General features: G+C 72.8%; 19 protein-coding genes and 1 tRNA gene. 11 read left to right on the top strand and 9 right to left on the bottom strand.

Features of this window, described 5'->3' with window-relative positions:
- The first annotated feature begins 76 nt into the window (after window positions 1-76).
- The gene (locus tag ACQPZA_RS00730; protein ID WP_433277457.1) at window positions 77-1,093 is read left to right on the top strand and encodes a glycoside hydrolase family 16 protein; all 1,017 of its coding nucleotides are present in this window, start codon (window positions 77-79) and stop codon (window positions 1,091-1,093) included.
- Between the two features lie 70 nt (window positions 1,094-1,163).
- Here ACQPZA_RS00730 and ACQPZA_RS00725 read toward each other — a convergent pair whose 3' ends face one another.
- The 3 genes from ACQPZA_RS00725 to ACQPZA_RS00715 all read right to left on the bottom strand — a co-directional run bounded on the left by ACQPZA_RS00725 (window position 1,164) and on the right by ACQPZA_RS00715 (window position 4,558).
- Complete coding sequence (locus ACQPZA_RS00725; RefSeq protein WP_433277455.1) at window positions 1,164-2,147, bottom strand: MsnO8 family LLM class oxidoreductase; 984 nt, start codon at window positions 2,145-2,147, stop codon at window positions 1,164-1,166.
- A 60-nt stretch (window positions 2,148-2,207) separates the two neighbouring features.
- Complete coding sequence (locus ACQPZA_RS00720; protein WP_169398061.1) at window positions 2,208-2,432, bottom strand: hypothetical protein; 225 nt, start codon at window positions 2,430-2,432, stop codon at window positions 2,208-2,210.
- Window positions 2,433-2,536: 104 nt separating this feature from the next.
- Window positions 2,537-4,558, bottom strand: coding sequence for a M3 family metallopeptidase (locus tag ACQPZA_RS00715; protein ID WP_433277453.1), 2,022 nt, complete (start codon window positions 4,556-4,558; stop codon window positions 2,537-2,539).
- An 18-nt stretch (window positions 4,559-4,576) separates the two neighbouring features.
- On the opposite strand from ACQPZA_RS00715, the gene ACQPZA_RS00710 reads away from it, so the two are divergent.
- Complete coding sequence (locus ACQPZA_RS00710) at window positions 4,577-5,017, top strand: nucleotide triphosphate diphosphatase NUDT15 (protein ID WP_433277451.1); 441 nt, start codon at window positions 4,577-4,579, stop codon at window positions 5,015-5,017.
- Window positions 4,996-5,781, top strand: a complete 786-nt coding sequence (locus tag ACQPZA_RS00705) for an arylamine N-acetyltransferase family protein (RefSeq protein ID WP_433277450.1) — start codon at window positions 4,996-4,998, stop codon at window positions 5,779-5,781. Before ACQPZA_RS00710 ends, ACQPZA_RS00705 begins: the two co-directional genes overlap by 22 nt.
- Before the next feature lie 16 nt (window positions 5,782-5,797).
- Here the strand turns inward: ACQPZA_RS00705 and mftG are convergent, their stop codons facing one another.
- On the bottom strand, window positions 5,798-7,243 hold the full coding sequence (mftG, locus tag ACQPZA_RS00700; RefSeq protein WP_433277448.1) for a mycofactocin dehydrogenase MftG: 1,446 nt from the start codon (window positions 7,241-7,243) through the stop codon (window positions 5,798-5,800).
- 19 nt (window positions 7,244-7,262) lie between these two features.
- Between mftG and ACQPZA_RS00695 the strand changes: the two genes are divergently transcribed.
- The gene (locus ACQPZA_RS00695; RefSeq protein ID WP_433277446.1) at window positions 7,263-8,522 is read left to right on the top strand and encodes a M18 family aminopeptidase; all 1,260 of its coding nucleotides are present in this window, start codon (window positions 7,263-7,265) and stop codon (window positions 8,520-8,522) included.
- Here the strand turns inward: ACQPZA_RS00695 and ACQPZA_RS00690 are convergent.
- Entirely contained in the window at window positions 8,506-9,366 is an 861-nt protein-coding gene (locus tag ACQPZA_RS00690) for an alpha/beta fold hydrolase (RefSeq protein WP_433277444.1), read from the bottom strand. The genes ACQPZA_RS00695 and ACQPZA_RS00690 overlap by 17 nt on opposite strands.
- Window positions 9,367-9,469: 103 nt before the next feature.
- Between ACQPZA_RS00690 and ACQPZA_RS00685 the strand changes: the two genes are divergently transcribed.
- Genes ACQPZA_RS00685 through ACQPZA_RS00675 form a run of 3 tightly spaced genes read left to right on the top strand, consistent with a single transcriptional unit; the run spans window position 9,470 to window position 10,935 of the window.
- Window positions 9,470-9,670, top strand: a complete 201-nt coding sequence (locus ACQPZA_RS00685; RefSeq protein ID WP_433277442.1) for a hypothetical protein — start codon at window positions 9,470-9,472, stop codon at window positions 9,668-9,670.
- Window positions 9,667-9,960: a hypothetical protein gene (locus ACQPZA_RS00680; protein WP_407692233.1), complete on the top strand. Its 294-nt coding sequence runs from the start codon at window positions 9,667-9,669 to the stop codon at window positions 9,958-9,960. Before ACQPZA_RS00685 ends, ACQPZA_RS00680 begins: the two co-directional genes overlap by 4 nt.
- A 60-nt stretch (window positions 9,961-10,020) precedes the next feature.
- Entirely contained in the window at window positions 10,021-10,935 is a 915-nt protein-coding gene (locus ACQPZA_RS00675) for an oxygenase MpaB family protein (protein WP_433277441.1), read from the top strand.
- A 38-nt stretch (window positions 10,936-10,973) separates the two neighbouring features.
- On the opposite strand, the gene ACQPZA_RS00670 is transcribed toward ACQPZA_RS00675, so the two are convergent.
- On the bottom strand, window positions 10,974-12,788 hold the full coding sequence (locus ACQPZA_RS00670; RefSeq protein WP_433277439.1) for a flavin-containing monooxygenase: 1,815 nt from the start codon (window positions 12,786-12,788) through the stop codon (window positions 10,974-10,976).
- Window positions 12,789-12,940: 152 nt separating this feature from the next.
- Between ACQPZA_RS00670 and ACQPZA_RS00665 the strand changes: the two genes are divergently transcribed.
- Window positions 12,941-14,179 carry a GAF domain-containing protein gene (locus ACQPZA_RS00665; protein WP_433277437.1) on the top strand — a complete coding sequence of 413 codons (1,239 nt, stop codon included), beginning with the start codon at window positions 12,941-12,943 and terminating at the stop codon, window positions 14,177-14,179.
- Window positions 14,180-14,197: 18 nt separating this feature from the next.
- Here the strand turns inward: ACQPZA_RS00665 and ACQPZA_RS00660 are convergent, their stop codons facing one another.
- Window positions 14,198-15,343: an MFS transporter gene (locus ACQPZA_RS00660; protein WP_433277435.1), complete on the bottom strand. Its 1,146-nt coding sequence runs from the start codon at window positions 15,341-15,343 to the stop codon at window positions 14,198-14,200.
- Window positions 15,344-15,459: 116 nt separating this feature from the next.
- Here ACQPZA_RS00660 and ACQPZA_RS00655 point away from each other — a divergent pair, with 116 nt between their 5' ends.
- Complete coding sequence (locus tag ACQPZA_RS00655; protein WP_433277433.1) at window positions 15,460-15,822, top strand: DUF6191 domain-containing protein; 363 nt, start codon at window positions 15,460-15,462, stop codon at window positions 15,820-15,822.
- 105 nt (window positions 15,823-15,927) lie between these two features.
- Here ACQPZA_RS00655 and ACQPZA_RS00650 read toward each other — a convergent pair whose 3' ends face one another.
- Complete coding sequence (locus ACQPZA_RS00650) at window positions 15,928-16,233, bottom strand: hypothetical protein (protein WP_433277432.1); 306 nt, start codon at window positions 16,231-16,233, stop codon at window positions 15,928-15,930.
- Between the two features lie 210 nt (window positions 16,234-16,443).
- Here ACQPZA_RS00650 and ACQPZA_RS00645 point away from each other — a divergent pair, with 210 nt between their 5' ends.
- On the top strand, window positions 16,444-17,064 hold the full coding sequence (locus ACQPZA_RS00645; RefSeq protein ID WP_433277430.1) for a LysE family transporter: 621 nt from the start codon (window positions 16,444-16,446) through the stop codon (window positions 17,062-17,064).
- Window positions 17,065-17,242: 178 nt separating this feature from the next.
- On the opposite strand, the gene ACQPZA_RS00640 is transcribed toward ACQPZA_RS00645, so the two are convergent.
- A tRNA-Ser gene (locus tag ACQPZA_RS00640) sits at window positions 17,243-17,330 on the bottom strand.
- 149 nt (window positions 17,331-17,479) lie between these two features.
- On the opposite strand from ACQPZA_RS00640, the gene ypfJ reads away from it, so the two are divergent.
- Window positions 17,480-18,424 carry a KPN_02809 family neutral zinc metallopeptidase gene (gene ypfJ, locus ACQPZA_RS00635; protein ID WP_433277429.1) on the top strand — a complete coding sequence of 315 codons (945 nt, stop codon included), beginning with the start codon at window positions 17,480-17,482 and terminating at the stop codon, window positions 18,422-18,424.
- The last annotated feature ends 97 nt before the right edge of the window (window positions 18,425-18,521 follow it).

Genomic DNA, 18,521 nt, shown 5'->3' with positions numbered 1-18,521 from the left:
CTCCGCTGCGGAAGATCGCTCGGAATCCCCGACCGAGCTGATCGCACGTATTTCCGCAGAGCACGGTTCCCCCACCGTGACCCAGGGTCGGCGTCACCGCCGCCGTGCGGGCGAGAACGTCGACGCCGTAGTCACCACCGACCCGCTTCCCCAGCGCTCCCTCACGCGCAGGCTGGCTCCGCTCGCGATCGGCGCCACGGTGATGCTGGTGGCCACCACGGTCGCCACCGTCCTGCGACCTGCAGAGGACACCTCCCTCGCTGCGCCCGAGCTGAGCACGGTGATCGTGGCCGACCCGACCACGGCGCTCGCCGTTCCCACCGATGCCCTCCCGATCCCCCCCACCAGCAACGCACCCGAGTCCACCAAGGACGCTCCGGCGTCCAAAGAGGCATCGAGCTCCACCACGAAGAGCACGCAGAAGAAGCCGGCTCCGCCGCCGCCCGTCGTCAAGGCCGTGGGCGACGGCAAGCAGGCCGCCCAGCGCCTCGGCTGGACCCCGGTCGGCGGCGACGAGTTCAACGGCGGCATGAGCTCGAAGTGGGGCGTGTACGAAGGCGCGGGCAACGGCGGCAACGGCACCCGCTCCGAGAAGCAGGTCAGCGTCGAGAACGGCTCGCTCGTCATCCGGGGTGACTCGAAGGGCAACAGCGGCGGCATGGCGTGGAGCGACGGCCAGCGCTTCGGCAAGTGGGAGATGCGCGCGAAGTTCCCCGCGGGCGACTCGCAGTACCACCCCGTGCTGATCCTCTGGCCGAGCGACCACGAGTGGCCGGAGGGTGGCGAGATCGACTTCGCCGAGACCACCAGCGCCTCGGACGACGTGTCGTTCTTCCTGCACTACAGCGCCAGCAACCAGCAGAAGTCCGCCACGAAGAAGCTCGACATCACCCAGTGGCACAACTACGCCGTCGAGTGGGTGGACGGCCGGATCACCGGCTACATCGACGGCGAGAAGTGGTTCGAGAGCACCGACTCCAAGACGATGCCTCCCGGCAAGATGCACGCCACGATCCAGCTCGACTACTTCCCTGACGGCGGAACGCCCAAGCAGAGCGAGATGCTCGTCGACTACATGCGGATCTACAAGTAGCCGCTGCCGCCCGTCGCACACCCGTCCCGCCCGGCGCTCCCCACCGGGCGGGACGTTGTGTTCGCAAGCGTCAGTCGTCCCGCCGGAACATCCGGACGAGCCGCGCGTCGGACTCGCCCAACGCTGCCCGGTCGAACGTCGAGGTCGACGCGAGCAGTTCGTCGGCGCCGGTCCGGGCGAGCAGGTCACCCAGCTCGTCGGCGACCGCAGCCTCGTCGCCGTGCACCGTCCGCCCCACCGCATCCTCGACCACGGTCCGCTGCCGCGCCGACAGCGGACGGCCGGGGTCGACGGGTTCCAGCGCCGGGAACTGGCCGGTGGTGCGGGCCGCCGCCAGCGCCCACGCCTCCGGCAGCGCGAGCTCGCGGGCCGCTGCCACCGAGTCGGCCACCAGCACGTCCCGCGACACCACGACGTAGGGCCGCGCCCCCGCCGCGCGGACGCGGGCCCGGTAGTCGGCCAGCTCCTCGCCGATCCCGTCGCGGTCGAGCGCCGGCCCTCCCAGCACCACCGGCAGGCCGGCGTCCCCGGCAACAGCCAGACCACGTCCGGTGGCGAGCACGAACAGCGGGACGGGCCGGTCGAGGCGGGGCCGCACCGTGACGGGCGCGGTGCCGTCCAGGTAGGCGCGCAGCTCCGCGAGATCAGCGGCGAACGTGTCGGGACCGGCGGCGTCGCGCCGCAGTGCTCTGCGGACCGGCGGCGTGAAACCGAGCGAGCGGCCCGCACCCAGGTCGATCCGGCCGGGGAACAGCGCCTCCAGCATCGCGAACTGCTCGGCCACCACGATCGGCTGGTGGTTGGGCAGCATCACCCCGCCGGAGCCGACCCGGATCCGCTCGGTGCGAGCAGCCACGGCGGCGATCAGGACCGGTGGGCTCCCGCTCGCGATGCCGGGGACGGCGTGGTGCTCGGCCACCCAGAACCGGTGGTAGCCGAGCTGTTCCGCGCGTCGGGCCCGGGCCACGGTGTGGCCCAGCGCAGCCTCGTCGGGCTCTCCGGACCTGGTCCGTGACCGGTCCAGGAGCGAGAGCCGCACCTGCGGAAACATCATGAGCGGCAACACGCGCCGTTCAGGAGGAATTCCGCGTCGGAAGCTCCGGGCGCCGCCCGGTCAGCTGATGCGGCGCTTGGTGTGACTCCGGGCGCCGTGACCCTCCCTGGCATGGCCCGCGCGGGGCCCGACGTGGGACGGGTCGACCTGCTTGGCCTTCGCCCGCCGGGCGGCCCGGTTGAGCGGCTCCTCCGGTTCGACGGCGGGTTCGGCCTCCGTCGCGTCGGGGGCGGGCTCGTCGGCGGACTCCGACTGCTTCGGCGGGAGCGGCTGGGACTGGGACATGGGAACCTCCGAGATCATGGGGGTGGGGGACGGAATCCGCGAGCTCAGAGGATCACGCCCGGAGAGTACCGGGGGGCCCGACGGCGGTCTCCCCAGTTCCGCGGTCAGCCCGCGAGGCCGCGGCGCGCCAGCAACGGCGCGATCTCGGGGTCGCGGCCGCGGAACGCGCGGTAGGCCTCCATCGGGTCCACCGCCCCTCCGCGGGAGAGCAGCTCGCGCCGGAACGTGTCGCCGTTCTCGCGCCGCAGGCCGCCGTTCTCGGCGAACCACTCCACGGTGTCGGCGTCGAGCACCTCGCTCCAGATGTAGGAGTAGTAGCCCGCGCTGTAGCCACCGCCGAAGATGTGGTTGAAGTAGGTGGTCCGGTAACGCGGTGGGGCGGTCGGGACGGCCACCCCGGCCGCGCCGATCGCGTCGGCCTCGAACGTCTCCACGTCGGTCACCTGCTCGCCCGGGCCGAGGCGGTGCCACGCCTGGTCGAGCAGCGCCGCGGCCAGGTACTCGGTGGTGGCGAACCCCTCCCCGAACTGCCGCGACTCCGCCAGCCGCGCCACCAGCTCGGGCGGCAGCGGCTCGCCGGTCTCGTGGTGGCGGGCGTAGTTCGCGAGGACCTCCGGGTCCTCCAGCCACATCTCGTTGACCTGCGACGGGTACTCGACGAAGTCGCGGGGCACCCTCGTGCCGGCGAACGTCGGGTACTGCACGTCGGAGAACAACCCGTGCAGCGCGTGCCCGAACTCGTGGAACAGCGTGCGGACGTTGTCGATCGTGAGCAGCGTCGGCTGCCCGTCGGCGGGGCGCGCGAGGTTGAGGGTGTTGAGCACCACCGGCCGGGTGCCGAGCAGCCGCGACTGCGTGACGAACGAGTTCATCCAGGCCCCGCCGCGCTTCGACTCCCGCGCGTAGAGGTCGGCGACGAACAGCCCGAGCTGCCCGTTCTCGTCGAAGACGTCGAAGACCCGCACCTCGGGGTGGTAGCGCGGCAGGTCGTGGCGCTCGCTGAACCGCAGCCCGTAGAGCCGGCCGGCCGCGTGGAAGACGCCGTCGTGCAGCACGCGTTCCAGCTCGAGGTAGGGCCGCAGCGTGTCGGCGTCGAGGTCGAACCGCTCGCGGCGGACCCGCTCGGCGTGGAACGCCCGGTCCCACGCCTCGATCGGGTGGCCGGCCGCGACCGACAGCTCGTCGGCCTCGGTCTGTGCGTTGGCCGCCGCCACCGGGGCCAGCTTCCCGAGCATCGCGTCGATGGCGTCGACCGTGCCGGCCGTGCCGATCTCCACCGCCCAGGAGGCGTGGTGCGGGTGCCCGAGCAGCGCGGCGCGCTCGGCACGCAGCGCGGCGATGCGCAGCACGATCTCCCGGGTGTCGTGCTCGCCGCCGAGGCCGCGCGTGACCGACGCGCGGTGCACGCGCTCGCGCAGCCCGCGGTCGGCGAGCGAGGAGAGCACCGGCTGCCCGGTGGGTAGGACGAGGGTGATCAGGTACGCGCCGTCGTGTCCTCGCGCGGTGGCCGCCCGCGCCGCGGCGGAGACGGCGTCCGGGGACAGCCCGGCGAGCTCGGCCGCATCCTCGACGAGGACCGCGGCGTCGTTCGCACCGGCCAGCAGCTTCGCGCCGAACTCCGTGGACAGCGTCGACAGCTCCGCGTTGAGGGCCCGCAGCCGCTCCTGCTCGGCGGCCCCCAGCCGCGCCCCCGCCCGCACCGCGTCGCGGTGGAGCCGCTCCAGCAACCGCAGCGACTCCGCGTCCAGGCCCAGCTCGTGACGCGCCCCGTGCAGCGTCTCGATGCGGGCGAACAGCGCCGGGTCGAGCATGATCGCGTCCGAGTGCGCGGCGAGCCGGGGCGCGAACTCCGCCTCGATGGCGCGGATCCCCGGCGTGCTGCACGAGCTGACGAGCACGAAGAACACCGCAGAGACCCGCTGCAGCACCGCCCCCGAGCGCTCCAGCGCGACGACCGTGTTGGCGAACGTCGGCGGCGCCGGGTCGCCGGTGATCGCGTCGACCTCCGCGCGCTGCTGCTCCATCCCCGCTGTGAACGCGGGCGCGAAGTGCTCCTCCCGGATGGCGTCGAAGTCCGGGAACTCGAAGGGCAACGGGCTGGGGGCGAGGAACGGGTTGGCGCTCACGCGCGCGAGCATAGGTGCGTGACGCAGGTACGGGTCGGTTTCGGCGCGGTGGTGGTCGAGGACGGGCGGGTGCTCGTGATGCGGCGGGCGGGAGCGCACGGCGCGGGCCTGTGGGGGCTGCCCGGCGGCCACCAGGAGTTCGGCGAGTCCCCGGAGCACACGGCGGTGCGCGAGGTGGCCGAGGAGACCGGCCTCGTCGTCGACGTCACGGCCAGGCTGGGCTTCACCGACGACCCGATGCCCGACATCGGTCGCCACTACGTCACCCTCTTCCTCGCGTGCAGGCGCACCGGTGGTGAGCTGCGGCTCATGGAGCCGGAGAAGGCCACCGACCTCGCCTGGCTCACCCTCGACGAGCTGCGGGAGCGTCGCGACGAGCTGTTCGTACCGCTGCGGCACTGCCTCGACACTGGCCTGCTGGGCGCAGACTCGAGTGCATGGATGTCGACGCCCTCCTGACGAAGATCGGGGCACAGCGCCCGGCCGCCCCCACGAGCGCAGCACTCGCCGCCCTGCACCGCGCGTACGCCTGGACGGTGCCGTCGGAGGACTACGACATCCACCTCGGCGTCCCGATCTCGCTACGTCTCGACGACATCGCCGACAAGCTGATCCACCGGCAACGCGGTGGCTACTGCTACGAGCTCAACGGGTTGTTCGCCGCGCTGCTGCGCGAGCTGGGCTTCGGCGTCACCCTCTTCTCGGCGTTCTTCCTCGACGAGCACGGCACCCGCGGTCCCGACTTCGACCACCTGCGGTTGCTCGTCGAGACCGTCGACGGCCCGTGGCTCGCCGACGTCGGGAACGGCGGCACCTGGATCGAGCCCGTGCCCCAGCAGCCGGGCACCCACGGCGACGTGCAGGTGCACCACGAGGACGACCTGTGGTGGACCGCGCAGCGCCACTCCGATGGCCGGTGGGAGCGGAGCTGGGCGTGGCAGGCGACGCCGAGGGAGCTCGCGGACTTCGCGGAACGTTCCGACTACCACGAGCACGATCCCGACTCGTACTTCCGCGCCCGCCGGTTCGCGGTGCTGCCACTTCCCGACCGCCGGATCTCGCTGCTCAACGGGGTGTTCTCCGAGGTCGTCGACGGCGTGCGCACGGACCGGGCGGTGTCTCCCGACGAGGAGCGGACGCTGCTCGCCGAGCGGTTCGGGATCGTTCTCGACGGGCCGCCGGGAGCGCTGTGGCCGCATCTGGACGCCGTCGCCCCAGTGTGAGCGGCCGTCGTCCGGATCAGGCGCCGAGCAACGTCGCCGCCTTCTCCCCGATGGCCACGGCCGTGGCGGCGGTGCCGCGACGGGGCACCACCGGCAGCACCGACGTGTCGGCCACCCGCAGGCCCGGGACGCCGTGCACCCGGAGTTGGGCGTCCACCACGGGGCCGATCGCTGCGCTCCCGCTCAGGTGCTGGGCGGTGCTGAGGTGAGCGGCGATCCAGCCGTCCAGGGCATGGTCGGAGCCGAGGACGTCACCGGCCGGGGCGGCGCGGACGCCGAGCCCGGCGCGGAGCAGGTCGGCCCCCACCCGGATCGCGTGCCGCAGCCTGCGGCGGTCGTGCTCGGTGCGCAGGTACGCGTACGAGATCCGCGGACGGACGCGCGGGTCAGGCGAGGTGAGAGTGATCGTCCCGCGGCTGTCGGGGTGCTGCAGCGCGCACATCAGGTGCAGGTCGGTCCCGCCGTCGAACGGCCGTACGAACAGCATGACCTCGACGTCACCGGCGGGGTCGGCACCGGCGTCCAGGTCGAGCGCAGCCTGCACGCAGGACGCGTGCGGGTGGGCAGGCGGGTCGGCGGTGGCGAACGGGAGGTACACCACCGGGTGGTCGGACCAGTCCCGGCCCACCCCGGGCAGCTCGCGCGCCACGGGCACGCCCGCCGCTCGCAGGTCGTCGGGCGGACCGATCCCGGACAGCAGCAGGAGGTGGGGCGTGGCGATCGCGCCCGCGGCGAGCACGACCTGCCCGGCCTCGACCACCGTGCCGTCGAGCAACTCAACGCCCCGGGCCCGGTCGCCGACGAACAGCACGCGGGCCACGGCCGCATCAGGCCGCACGACCAGCCCGGCCCGGGACGGGTGCAGGTAGGCCTGTGCGGTGCTCACCCGGACCCCGTCGATGCCGTTGCTGGGGACGAGCCCGGCACCGGGCGCCCGGCCCGCGTTCTTGTCCGGTTCCGCGGGGAAGCCGAGACGTCGCGCCGCGTCGAGGAACCGCGGCGTGGCCGGGTGCAGCAGGTCACCGGACGGCCGCCGGACGGACACCGGCCCCCGGTCCCCGTGCCAGGGCGGCCCCGGATGGTCGAGATCGTGCTCGCTGCGGACGTAGTGCGGGAGCAGGTCGGCCCACGTCCAGCCGGGAACGCCCCACCCGTCGGCGTCCGCGGGGGTGGCACGCACCCAGTTGGCCCCGTTGATCGCGCTCGACCCGCCCAGCCCGCGCCCCCGCGGCACCGTCGTGACGCAGCCGGGACGCAGCTGCGCGGGATAGGCCCAGTTGCTCGGATGCCCGGGCCGGGTGGCCGCCAGCGACCCGACGTCGAGCAGGTCGGGTGCCGGCCCGCCCGGACCGGCCTCCAGCAGCAGCACCCGCCGCGCCGGATCGTCGGCCAGCCGGGCCGCGAGCGCGCAGCCGGCTGATCCGGCTCCGACGACCACCACGTCGAACTCCTGCCGGGGCACGTGGGAGAGGATGCACCTGATGACGGATCTCGCGCACGACCTCGCCGACTTCATCGCAGCCGCGCCCACCCCGTACCACGCCGTGGCCGAGGGGGTGCGGCGTCTGTCCGCCGCCGGGTTCTCCGAGCAGCCCGAGGCCGGCCCGTGGGACGGGAGTTCAGGTGGCCGCTACCTCGTGCGGGACGGCACGCTGCTGGCCTGGTTCGTCCCGGAGGCCGCGCCGCCCGGCACCCCGATGCGGATCTTCGCGGCCCACACCGACTCGCCGACGCTGAAGGTCAAGCCCCGCCCGGACGTCGGAGCGGGCGGCTGGCGGCAGGTCGCCGTGGAGGTCTACGGCGGGGCGCTGTGGAACTCGTGGCTCGACCGCGACCTGGGCCTGGCCGGACGCCTCGCGCTCTACGACGGCACCACCGTGCTGGTGGACGTGCACCGGCCGCTGCTGCGGGTGCCGCAGCTGGCCATCCACCTCGACCGCCAGGTGAACCAGGGCCTCACCCTGGACGCCCAGCAGCACCTGCTCCCGGTCTGGGGCCTCGGCTCCCCCGCCGAGGGCGACCTCATCGAGTTCCTGGCCGACGAGGTCGGCGTCGACCCCGACGAGGTGGCGGCACACGACCTCGTGGTGCACGACGTCACCCCGCCCGCGCGCCTCGGTGAGGAGGAGGAACTGCTGGCCGCGCCCCGGCTGGACAACCTCGCGTCCGTGCACGCGGGCCTGGGCGCGCTCCTCGCTGCTGCCGACGACGCCGGCGGCGTCATCCCGGTGTTCGTCGGCTTCGACCACGAGGAGATCGGCAGCGGGTCGGCGACCGGTGCGGCCGGCCCCCTGCTGGAGACGGTGCTCACCCGGCTGGCCGGTGGTTTCGACGCCCGTGGGGCCGCCTTCGCGGGCTCCCGATGCCTGTCGGTGGACGTCACGCACGCGGCGCACCCGAACTACCTCGGCCACCACGACCCCACGCACCGAGCACTGCCGAACGGTGGGCCCGCGCTGAAGGTCAACGCCAACCAGCGCTACGCCACCGACGCCCCCGGCGCGGCCGCGTGGCACCGCGCCTGCCGGGACGCCGGCGTCCCGACGCAGGTGTTCGTCGGGAAGAACACGGTGCCGTGCGGCACGACCGTCGGACCGCTCATCGCCACGCGCCTGGGGATCCGGACGGTCGACGTCGGGATTCCGGTGCTGTCGATGCACTCGGCGCGGGAGCTGTGCGGGGTGCGCGACCCCGGCCACCTGGCCGCGGCGGCCACGGCGTTCCTCACCGACCCGGTCTGACCGACCCCGGCCCGGTGAGCAGGGCGCCGAGCTGGGACGCGAACTCGGCGGGGTGGGTCGCGTACCCGACGTGGTCGCCGACGAAGTCGACGACCTGGAGGCCGAGCCGGTCGGCGAGCACGAGGTTGGGGCGGTAGGGCATGTGCTCGCGTGACTCCTGGCCGCCGGCAGGCACGATCCGGTCGCGGGCGGCGCCCAGCGCGTCCAGGTCGGGGACGTAGCGGGGGTACTGGTGCAGCTCGTGCTCCATCCAGAACGTCATGTTGGTCTCGACCCGCCCCATCATCTCGACGACGGACTGCGGCAGCTCCACGTCGGGCGGCGGGCCGCCGGCGGCTCTCCCCGACCCGACCGCGGCGCCGAACCGGGCCATCGCCGGCCACCGCCCCTCCGCGCGGTAGGTCTCCTGGACGCTGTCGAAGAAGGCCAGCCACTCGGCGCTGTCCGGCAGCAGCGTGGCGATCGGCGGCTCGTGCGCCACGGCTGTGGCAACGACCTCGGGATGGCGCGCCACGAGCTCCAGCACCACGATCGCGCCGGAGCTGCTGCCGAACACGTGAGCGGGGCCACCGCCGAGGTGCGCGATCAGCCGGCGCGCGTCGTCGGCGTCGGCGGCGATCCGCGCGTCGTCCTCGATGGGCGCGAGCAGCGGACTGCGGGCGAAGCCGCGCCGATCGTAGGTGGCCACCGTGAAGCGGTCGGCCAGAGCGGCGGCGACCCCGCCGTAGATCGCCGAGTCCCCGTTGCCGCCGACGACGAACAGCAACAGCGGACCGGCCCCGCGGGTCTCGAGATGCAGCCGGGCTCCCGGCACGTCCAGGGTGTCGATCACAGGTTCGTCCACGGCGTGACCATGGCACGCCCTGGACGAAAAGGGCCCTGATCGCCAGGGCCCGTTTCTTGATCAAATACGGCGGACGGGCGGTGACGCCCGTACCGTGTCGGAGGTGCCACCGGAGCAACCCACCCCCGCGGGCGATCTCGACGCCGAGACGCCGGCGTTCGCGCACCGGATGTTCGACCCCGCGCGCGACGGACGTACCGACGAGCCGGCCACCGCGCGAGGTGGCCGGTCGGCGCACGCCCCCGCCACGGGTCGTCGAGCTCGCCGGATACTGGAGCTCCTGCACGGAAGACACCGGCCGTGACCTCGGAGGAGGCGTCCCTGGACGGCGGACGCGACGTCTACTGGTTCGTCGGAGGTCCGCTCGACGGCCGGGTGCACACCCGCGAGGCGGCCGAACCCGCGCCGTGCACGGTGCGCTACACCCACCTGCACGAGGGGCCGAAGATCGTCCACCTCTACGACCTGCACGAGGTGGCCGGCCACGGCGGTGAGTACCGGCTCCGCGGCCCCGGGATCGTCGTCCCGGACGACGACACGTCCGACGACATCCGCGACGGGGACCTCAGCAACGGCCCGGACGACGCGGGCTGAGGTCTCGCTCCCGGCCTTCCGGTCGGAACGGTCAGGTCGCGCCCCGGCGCAGATGGTGCTGTGCTGGACAAGGCTGCGGCGCCCGTCCTCGCCGCGGCCCCGCCGGGCGAAGGGGGCGACATGGCCGAGAAGCCGCAGGACTACGGGTTGTTCGGGCCGGACTCCGTGACGTGGCGCGTGCACATCGAACCGGTGCTCTGGATCGGCGGGTTCCGGGCGCTGCTGCTGCAGTCGCTGCACCCGCGCGTGATGCGCGGCACGTACCAGAACTCGGCCCTGTTCGACCCGCGCAAGGCGTGGTCGCGGTTCCAGCGCACCGTGGAGTTCGTCGGGGTGCGGACGTTCGGTTCCACGGACGCTGTCGAGGTCGCTGCCGCCCGGGTGCGCAAGCTCCACTCCTCGCTGCGCGGTCACGACCCCGAGACCGGCGCGACGTTCCGGATCGACGAGCCCTCCGGCCTGCTGTGGGTGCATTCCACGGAGATCGACTCCTACGCGGAGATCGCCCGTCGGGCCGGGATCCTCGACGACCAGGAGGTCGACCGGTACATCGCCGAGAGCGTCAGGGCGGCCCAGGTCGTCGGGCTGCTCGCCGCCCCCTCGTCCCGCAGGGAGATGCAGGCCTACCTCGAGCGCATGCGTCCCGAGCTGGGGCTGACCGACGAGGCCCGGCGCGCCGTGGGCAACCTGTTCGCCCCGAAGGGCGAGGCCCCGACGGTCACGAAGCTGGCCATCCCCGCCATCGCCTCGGTGGCGCTGGCGACCCTGCCCCGCTGGGCACGACGCATGTACGGCCTGCCCGGGGTGCCGACCACCGACCTCGGCGTCACCGTCGCCCTCCGGTCCCTGCGGGTGGCCACGCACCTGTTGCCCGACGTGCCCGCTCCGCCGGAGATCGAGCGGGCGCGCCGGCTCGTTCGTGAGAAACGGGATGTATCAGGATCGCGGAGGGCTCCTCTTCCCACCGGTGGGTAGCGGCACCGGGGGCGTCGCTACCCACCGCCTCGCCCCCGTCAGGAGCGGTGGTGCACCTCCTGCAGCCGGTACACCGGCGTCGGGATGCCCTCCTGGCGGGCCTTGAGCTGCAGCGCCAGGTAGAGCGAGTAGTGCCGCGACTGGTGCAGGTTGCCGCCGTGGAACCAGAGCCCCTCCTGCTGGGTGGGCTTCCACATGTTGCGCTCCTCGCCCTCCCACGGTCCCGGGTCCTTCGCCGTACCCGAACCGAGTCCCCACACCTTGCCGACCTTGTCGGCCACCTCCTGGTTGATCAGGTCGGCGGCCCAGCCGTTCATCGAGCCGTAGCCGGTGGCGTAGACGACCAGGTCCGCGGGTAGCTCCGTGCCGTCGTCGAGCACCACCGCGTCCTCGGTCAGCTCGCGGACGGTCCCATGCACCAGCGTGATGTCGCCGTTCGCCACCAGGTCGGCGGCGCCGACGTCGATGTAGTAGCCCGAGCCGCGACGCAGGTACTTCATGAACAGGCCGGAGTCGTCGTCGCCGAAGTCCAGCCAGAACCCCGCCTTCTCCAGCCGCTCGTAGAAGTCGGCGTCGCGCTCGCGGATGGCGTCGTAGATCGGCTTCTGGAACTCGTGCATGATCCGGTACGGCAGGGACGCGAAGATCATGTCCGCCTTCTGCGTCGTGATCCCGCTCGCCACCGCCCGCTCGGAGTACAGGTCGGCCAGCCCCAGCTCCATCAGCGAGTCGGACTTCACGATGTGCGTCGAGGAGCGCTGCACCATCGTCACGTCGGCGCCGTGCTCCCACAGCGCCGCGCAGATGTCGTGCGCGGAGTTGTTCGAGCCGATCACCACGGCGCGCTTGCCCGCGTAGGCGTCCGGTCCGGGGTGCTGGGAGCTGTGGTGCTGCTCGCCGCGGAAGCGGTCCTGGCCGGGGATGGTGGGCACGTTCGCCTTGCCGGACATGCCGGTGGCCAGCACGAGCTGCTCGGGGTGCAGCACCACCTGCTCGCCCGCCCGGTCGAGCACCACGGTCCACTCGCCTGCCTGCTGGTCGTAGGAGGCGCTCGTGCAGGTCGTCGAGGGCCAGTAGTTGATCTCCATGACCTTCGTGTACATCTCGAGCCAGTCGCCGATCTTGTCCTTCGGCGCGAACACCGGCCAGTTCTTCGGGAAGTCGATGTAGGGCAGGTGGTCGTACCAGACCGGGTCGTGCAGGCACAGCGACTTGTAGCGGCTGCGCCACTGGTCACCGGGCCGCTCGTGCCGGTCGACCACCACGTGCGGGACGCCCAGCTGGCGCAGGCGTGCACCCAGTGCGATGCCGCCCTGGCCGCCCCCGACGACCACGACGTAGGGCTGGCTGGTGCGGCCCATCTCGGCGTTCTCCGCCTCGCGGGCCTCCTTCCAGCTGATCCGGTCCCGGCGGGCGCCGTGTTCCACGCCCTTCGGCCGCGCCTCGCCCTGGGGCTCCTCGTGGCCCTTCAGCTCGTACAGCGTGGTGAGGAGGGTCCAGGCGCCCTCCTCCACGAGCCGCAGATGCCCGCGGGCCCGGCCGACCGACGTCTCGAACTCGATCCACGCCTCGGTGACACCACCGGACTCCGACGGCTCCTCGGTGGTGCGGAAGCCGCGGGGGTCGGTGGTGTCCAGCGTGGCCTGCAGCAGGTCCGTGACTCCGTCACGACCCTCGACCGTGGTGATGTTCCAGGTGAACGAGACGAGGTCCCGCCAGAAGCAGGTGGTCGCGAACAGGTCGGCCGCCCGTCCGGCGTCCCGCGCGGCGAGGGCCGCCTCGAACTCCGCCAGCCACGCATCGACACGACCGCGCGCAGACGTGGCAGGCGCCGGCTCGAGGGTCTGCGTCATTGTCAGCTCCCGTCGTCGTGCGCCCTCCTCGTCGACGGCGCCCCGACCTGCAGGAAACACTGCGCCGGGCCGCCACAGCAGGGTTGCAGGGGGTTGCAGCCGGTCCTTGTGATCTGCGTGAGCCTCCCTGCACCATGACGGCGGAGGTACCGATGCCGTCACCGCCACCCGAGAGCGCCCTGCGTCCCGGTGAGGACCCCCGCGAGCACGCTCGGGTGCTCGGGCGGGTCCGGAACGCCGCTCTGACCGGGGTCGACCCGCCGGTCGCTCTGCGCCCGGTCATCACCGCCTCCTGGCGGCGCGTGCGCGACTCGGGGCTCGACCCCCGCGGGTCGGGCGAGCTGCCGCTGCTCGACAGTGCCGACCTGGAGCAGCGCCGCGCGGCGAGCGGTCTGGCGCCACTCCTGCCGCTGCTGCGGGCCCGGCTGCTCCCGGTGGCCGAGTCAGCCGCCCAGATCATGGTGGTGGTGGACGCCGAGGGGCACGTGCTGTGGCGGGAGGGCGGCGCGGCCGTCCGCCGCCGGGCCGACGACCTCCGGTTCGTCGAGGGTTCGGCGTGGGACGAGAACACCGTCGGCACGAACGCGATCGGGACCAGTCTCGTGGTCGGCGCACCCGTGCACGTCTTCGCCGGGGAGCACTGGTCGGAAGGCCACCAGCCCTGGACCTGCGCCGCCGCGCCGCTGCACGACCCGGTGACCGGCCGCCTTCTGGGCGCGGTCGACCTGAGCGGGCCCGTGCACACCGTCCACGCCGGCACCGTGGCCCTCGTCGACGCCGTCGCCCGGCTCGTGGAGCTGGAGCTGCGGCTCGCGCACGACCGCACGATCGAGCGGCTGCGGGTGGTGGCGGCACCGCTGCTCGCCCGGCTGACCGGGCCGGCGCTCGTCGTGAGCCAGGACGGCGTTCCGGCGGCCGCGCTGGACCTCCCCGTCCCCGCCAGGGTGGCACTGCCCGAGTCGCTGGAGGGAGGCGAGGTGTGGCTGCCGGGCCTCGGTCGCTGCACCGCTGAACCGCTGCTCGGAGGATGGCTGCTCCGCCCGGAGGTGCCCGGCGGCGTGACCCCCGACGAGCCCGTCCACCTGCTGCTCGACCTGACGGGCGAGTCGCCTCAGGTCCACGTGACCACCCCGAGTGGCCGCTGGCAGCACACACTGACCCCGCGCCACGCCGAGATGCTTCGGGCGCTCGCCCGCAGTCCGGAGGGCCGCTCGGCCGCGCAGCTCGCGGCGGACCTGTTCGGCGACAGCGGCAGCCGCGTCACCGTCCGCGCGGAGATGTCGCGGCTGCGCCGCACCCTGGGCCCCCTGTTGCAGCGCCAGCCCTACCGCATCGCCCGTGGCGTACGAGTCGAGCTGAGGGAACCGGCGGGGCGCCCCACGTCGGCGTGACGCCCGACGGCGCCACCGCTACCGGCTCGATCCCACGCCGGGCACGACCGGGGGGCGGAGCAGCAGCGGCAGGGCCCCGGCCACCAGGACGCCGAGCACCGCCACCAGCGGCGCCGCACCGATCGCCCAGGCGCCGTACAACCCGAAGGTGGCGATGTCCGTCCCGACCCCGGCCACCGAGGTGACCGTGGCCCGGGAACGGCTGTCGATCCGCTCCTGCAGCCGCGCGTCCACGACCACGAGGACACAGCGGAACGCGCCGTAGAAGACGGCCACCGCGGCTATGCCCGCCGGAAGGCCGCCGAACCCGGCTGTGCCGAACAGGAGCATCGCGCCGCCCAGCGCCGCGGCCAGCATCCACGGCCGGAGCCGGGCGGCCCGGCCGGCGAGCGCGGCGCCCGCCACGCCGGCCAGCACGATCGGCAGATCCACCACCGGGACGAACGCCGTCGGCACCCCCCACCCGGCGACGATGAGCGGGAAGTACTCCTCCACCGCGTCGAACGCGCCGAGCACCGCAGCCGCCACGAGGACGGCGCGCACCCCCGGGCGATGCGCGGCCACGGCGAGCCCCGCACGCAACGTCGCGAGGTAGCCGGGCTCGTCGTCCGGACCGTCGGCCGAGCCGGTCCCGCGGGGCTGTTCCGGCAGCCGGGACGCCACCGCCGCCGCGGCCAGGCAGACGCCGACGCTCACCCACCCGACGAGCGGATAACCGCCGACGGCGTACAGCACGGCAGCGGCAGCAGCCGCCGGGATCTGCGCGAGCAGCTCCGCTGCCGTGACCCACCCGTTCACCCGGGCGTACTGCTCCTCGGCCCCCGCGGCGACCAGCCCGTCGTAGAGCAGGGCCTCGCTCGCACCGGACACGAGCACCCCGCCCAGGCCCCACAGCACGAACCCGACGGCGAATCCGGTGAAGCTCGGCAGCAGGATCCATCCTGCGTAGCCGCAGGCCTGCAGCACACCGGCCGCCACCAGGCAGGCCCGCCGGGAGAAGCGGTCGGCGAGCGCTCCGGATGGCACCTCAGCCAGCACACCGACGGCGGACCAGATCACGAACAGCGCGGAGATCTGCGCGTCGGACAGACCCGTATCGGAGAACAGGAGCGCGTACAGCGGGTAGAGCGGGATGACGTCGGCGAGCAGCGCCCACCCGAACATGCGGCGGGCGAGCGGGCGGGCCGGGGGCGGGAGCGTGCGTCAACCGGGCATACCGGTCAGGTTAAGGGAACCCGGACCTGCGCCTCCACCGGTTTCGCCACCCCTACGATCCCCGGATGGGCGTTGTCTGGGCAGTGGCACTGACCGGCCTCGTATGCCTGCTCATGGCGCTGGTGGTCCTCGACCGGATCGGCTTCGCAGTCAGCGGACGCAGCTGGCTTCCCTGGCGCCGCAACAAGCGCACGCAGGCCGTGCTCGCGACCGGGTTTGACGAGGTCACGGCGCTGTTCTACGCCACGAAGCACTACGAGCTGGAGCAGCGCAAGACCGAGTTCGTGCTCCGGGAGGACTCCGACGACGGCGCCCCGCGGCGGTTCGGTCTCGACCTCGACGGCGGTCGGCCGGTCATCACCGTGGACACACCGGCGGACCCGAAGGACGGTTACCCGGCGGCGCCGTTGAACACCGGTGGTGCGTAGGTCGCCGGCTTGTCACCATGCCGAGGCCGGGGCTGACGATCGGGCCGCCTGGCCCACAGTGGCGAGACGAAAATGGACCCGCAAGTCCAGAAATCTGGAGGCGTACTACACGCCCCCACCACGGGCCCGCAGCATCACGGCACCCCGTGTCACCGCCTCGATCGCAGCGGCGTCGCCGGCCGCAGCACTCAGTCCGAAGTGATTCTCCAGTTCGGACCGCAGAAAGGCCTCGAGTTCGGCAGCGCCTGCGCCGCCCTCCAGCCGATCCAGGATCGGCGAGATCAAGCAGTCGTACTCGTCCTCCGGCCCACCGAATCCGACGACGCCGATCGGGTCCCAGGCGTTCAGAAGCTCGCGGAGTGCCGCTACCGGACAGTCAGGGGTGTCCGGTCCGGGATCGAGATGCGCCATACGGCGAGCCTAGGATCGGCGATCTTCAATCGTCTCCCGCTTATCAGGGAAACGCGTGGCCCCGGCGACTTAACCGGTGGCACTCGACCGGACAGACCGACATGATCGGTCCATGCCCTCGACCCCTCTGTCGCCCTGTCGGACCGACACAGCTACCGAGGCGTTCCAGCAGCAGACTCGTTCCCCGGAAGGCCTGATCACGACGATGCCGTGACGGACGCGCTCGTCGCCGGCTTGTTGGCCGGGTACGGGATCGCCCTACCGGTTGGAGCCGTATCGACGTACCTCGTCGCGCTCACCGCCCGCACATCGCTGCGTGTGGGCGCAGCGGCAGCCCTGGGCGTCGCGACCGCGGACGGGCTCTACGCCCTACTCGCGATCCTCGGGGGAGCCGCACTCGCCGATGTGATCCAACCCGTCACGGAGCCGCTTCAGTGGCTGTCGGTCGTCGTCCTCGTCGTGATGGCGTTGTGGCTCGCCGTGGCCGCTGTCCGCCAGTTCCGCACCGACGCACCGTCCGGACAGCAGCGGTCCACACCACCGAGCGCGGTTCGCGCCTACGTGAGCCTGGTCGCGATCACCATCGTCAATCCGCTCACCGTCGTGTACTTCACTGCGCTGGTCCTCGGTTCGCGAGCGGGGATTACCACATCCGTCGCCGAGCAGGCCGTGTTCGTCCTCGCTGCCTTCCTTGCCTCCGCCAGCTGGCAACTGATCTTGGCCTGCGGCGGAGCCGTGCTCGGACGTCTTCTGACCGGACCCCGGGGCCGGTTGTCGACCGCGCTTTCATCCAGCGCGCTCATCGTCGCCCTGGCCGCCATGATTCCCTGATCCCGAACTGCGAGCACTTCTGTGTGAACCCGGCCTGAACCCGCGGACGTCCACGCGCTGTACCTGGGTGCGATCGGGCTCGGGCTGGGCACGGCAGGCTGGACGAGAAGGCCCCTGCCCTGGCCCAGCTCGGGACAGCCGTACCGGGGGCGTTGCCGTCACTGAGACCCGGCTGACCTGGCGGAAGCGGAGGGATTCGAACCCCCGGACCCTTTCGGGACTCTCGCTTTCAAGGCGAGTGCATTCGGCCGCTCTGCCACGCTTCCGCCCGGAAGGGTAGCCCGTGGCCGGGTCACCCCGGCCACCTCCGTGCCGTTGCCGTCGGTGGGACCAACAGACCGCGGGCGCAGGGGCGCCGACCCGGCAGGGGACCCACCCCATGTGGTGGGATCACGCCCGAGCGCGGGAGGTAGCGATGCGGTTCGACGAGAACGCCGATCTCGACACGTCGAACATCGACGACCTGAGGGGCGGCGGTGGTGGCGGTGGCGGGAGTGTCGGAGGCCGGGTCGCGCTGGGCGGTGGCGGGCTCGGCATCGTCGGGCTGATCCTGTACTTCCTGCTGTCGCAGCTCGGTGGCGGGAGCACGGGCGGTGGCGGCATGGGGCTGCCCAGCGGGCTGGGCGGGCTCTCCGACGGGCAGACGGCCGACACGTCACAGGCGGCGTCGAGCTGCCGGACGGGAGCCCAGGCCAACACGGAGCTGGACTGCGAGGTGGTGGCCGTCGTCAACTCGCTCGACGGCTACTGGAGCGACACGTTCGCCCGTTCCAACATCAACTTCCAGCCGCCGCGCACCAACTTCTTCACCGGAGGCGTCCGCACCGGGTGCGGCAGCGCCACCTCGGACACCGGCCCGTTCTACTGCCCCGGCGACAACGAGATCTACATCGACCTCTCGTTCTTCCGTGAGCTGGAGACCCGCTTCGGGGCCGAGGGGGGCCCGTTCGCGCGGGCCTACGTGATCGCCCACGAGTACGGCCACCACATCCAGGCACTGCTGGGGACGAACGAGCGCGTGCGCTCCGGGGAGACCGGCCCGACGTCGGGCACGGTGCGGCTCGAGCTGCAGGCCGACTGCTACGCGGGCGTGTGGGCCAACCACGCCACGTCGGTGCCGACGGCGTCCGGACGCCCGCTGATCACCGACGTCACCCAGCAGGACGTCAACGCCGCGCTCGACACCGCGTCCCGGATCGGCGACGACTACATCCAGACCCAGCTCGGCGGTGGGCGCGTGGACGAGAGCCAGTTCACCCACGGCTCGTCCGAGCAGCGCGAACGCTGGTACACGACGGGTTACCAGACCGGCGACCCGGCGCGGTGCGACACGTTCGCCCGCGGCGTCGACCTCGGCTGACCCCGTTGCCGGCTCGCTGATCGGTGCGAGATCCGGCTGTTGGCCCTGCGGAGGGCGCATGCGCGGATCTCGGCCCCGTGACGGGCGACTCGCGCGG

It is taken from the genome of Pseudonocardia xinjiangensis (assembly GCF_050948425.1).
In the GTDB taxonomy this organism is placed as follows: domain Bacteria; phylum Actinomycetota; class Actinomycetes; order Mycobacteriales; family Pseudonocardiaceae; genus Pseudonocardia; species Pseudonocardia xinjiangensis.
Note: the sequence above shows the minus strand (reverse complement) of the source record. Positions and strands in the feature narration are given on the sequence as shown.

What these genes read in the sequence shown, in the direction of transcription:
- ACQPZA_RS00650 (WP_433277432.1), bottom strand. Translation starts at nt 16,233, where the DNA reads ATGGCGCATCTCGATCCCGGACCGGACACCCCTGACTGTCCGGTAGCG.
- ypfJ (WP_433277429.1), top strand. Translation starts at nt 17,480, where the DNA reads ATGCGGTTCGACGAGAACGCCGATCTCGACACGTCGAACATCGACGAC.
- ACQPZA_RS00670 (WP_433277439.1), bottom strand. Translation starts at nt 12,788, where the DNA reads ATGACGCAGACCCTCGAGCCGGCGCCTGCCACGTCTGCGCGCGGTCGT.
- ACQPZA_RS00705 (WP_433277450.1), top strand. Translation starts at nt 4,996, where the DNA reads ATGGATGTCGACGCCCTCCTGACGAAGATCGGGGCACAGCGCCCGGCC.
- ACQPZA_RS00655 (WP_433277433.1), top strand. Translation starts at nt 15,460, where the DNA reads ATGGGCGTTGTCTGGGCAGTGGCACTGACCGGCCTCGTATGCCTGCTC.
- ACQPZA_RS00665 (WP_433277437.1), top strand. Translation starts at nt 12,941, where the DNA reads ATGCCGTCACCGCCACCCGAGAGCGCCCTGCGTCCCGGTGAGGACCCC.
- ACQPZA_RS00660 (WP_433277435.1), bottom strand. Translation starts at nt 15,343, where the DNA reads ATGTTCGGGTGGGCGCTGCTCGCCGACGTCATCCCGCTCTACCCGCTG.
- ACQPZA_RS00695 (WP_433277446.1), top strand. Translation starts at nt 7,263, where the DNA reads ATGACGGATCTCGCGCACGACCTCGCCGACTTCATCGCAGCCGCGCCC.
- ACQPZA_RS00720 (WP_169398061.1), bottom strand. Translation starts at nt 2,432, where the DNA reads ATGTCCCAGTCCCAGCCGCTCCCGCCGAAGCAGTCGGAGTCCGCCGAC.
- ACQPZA_RS00725 (WP_433277455.1), bottom strand. Translation starts at nt 2,147, where the DNA reads ATGATGTTTCCGCAGGTGCGGCTCTCGCTCCTGGACCGGTCACGGACC.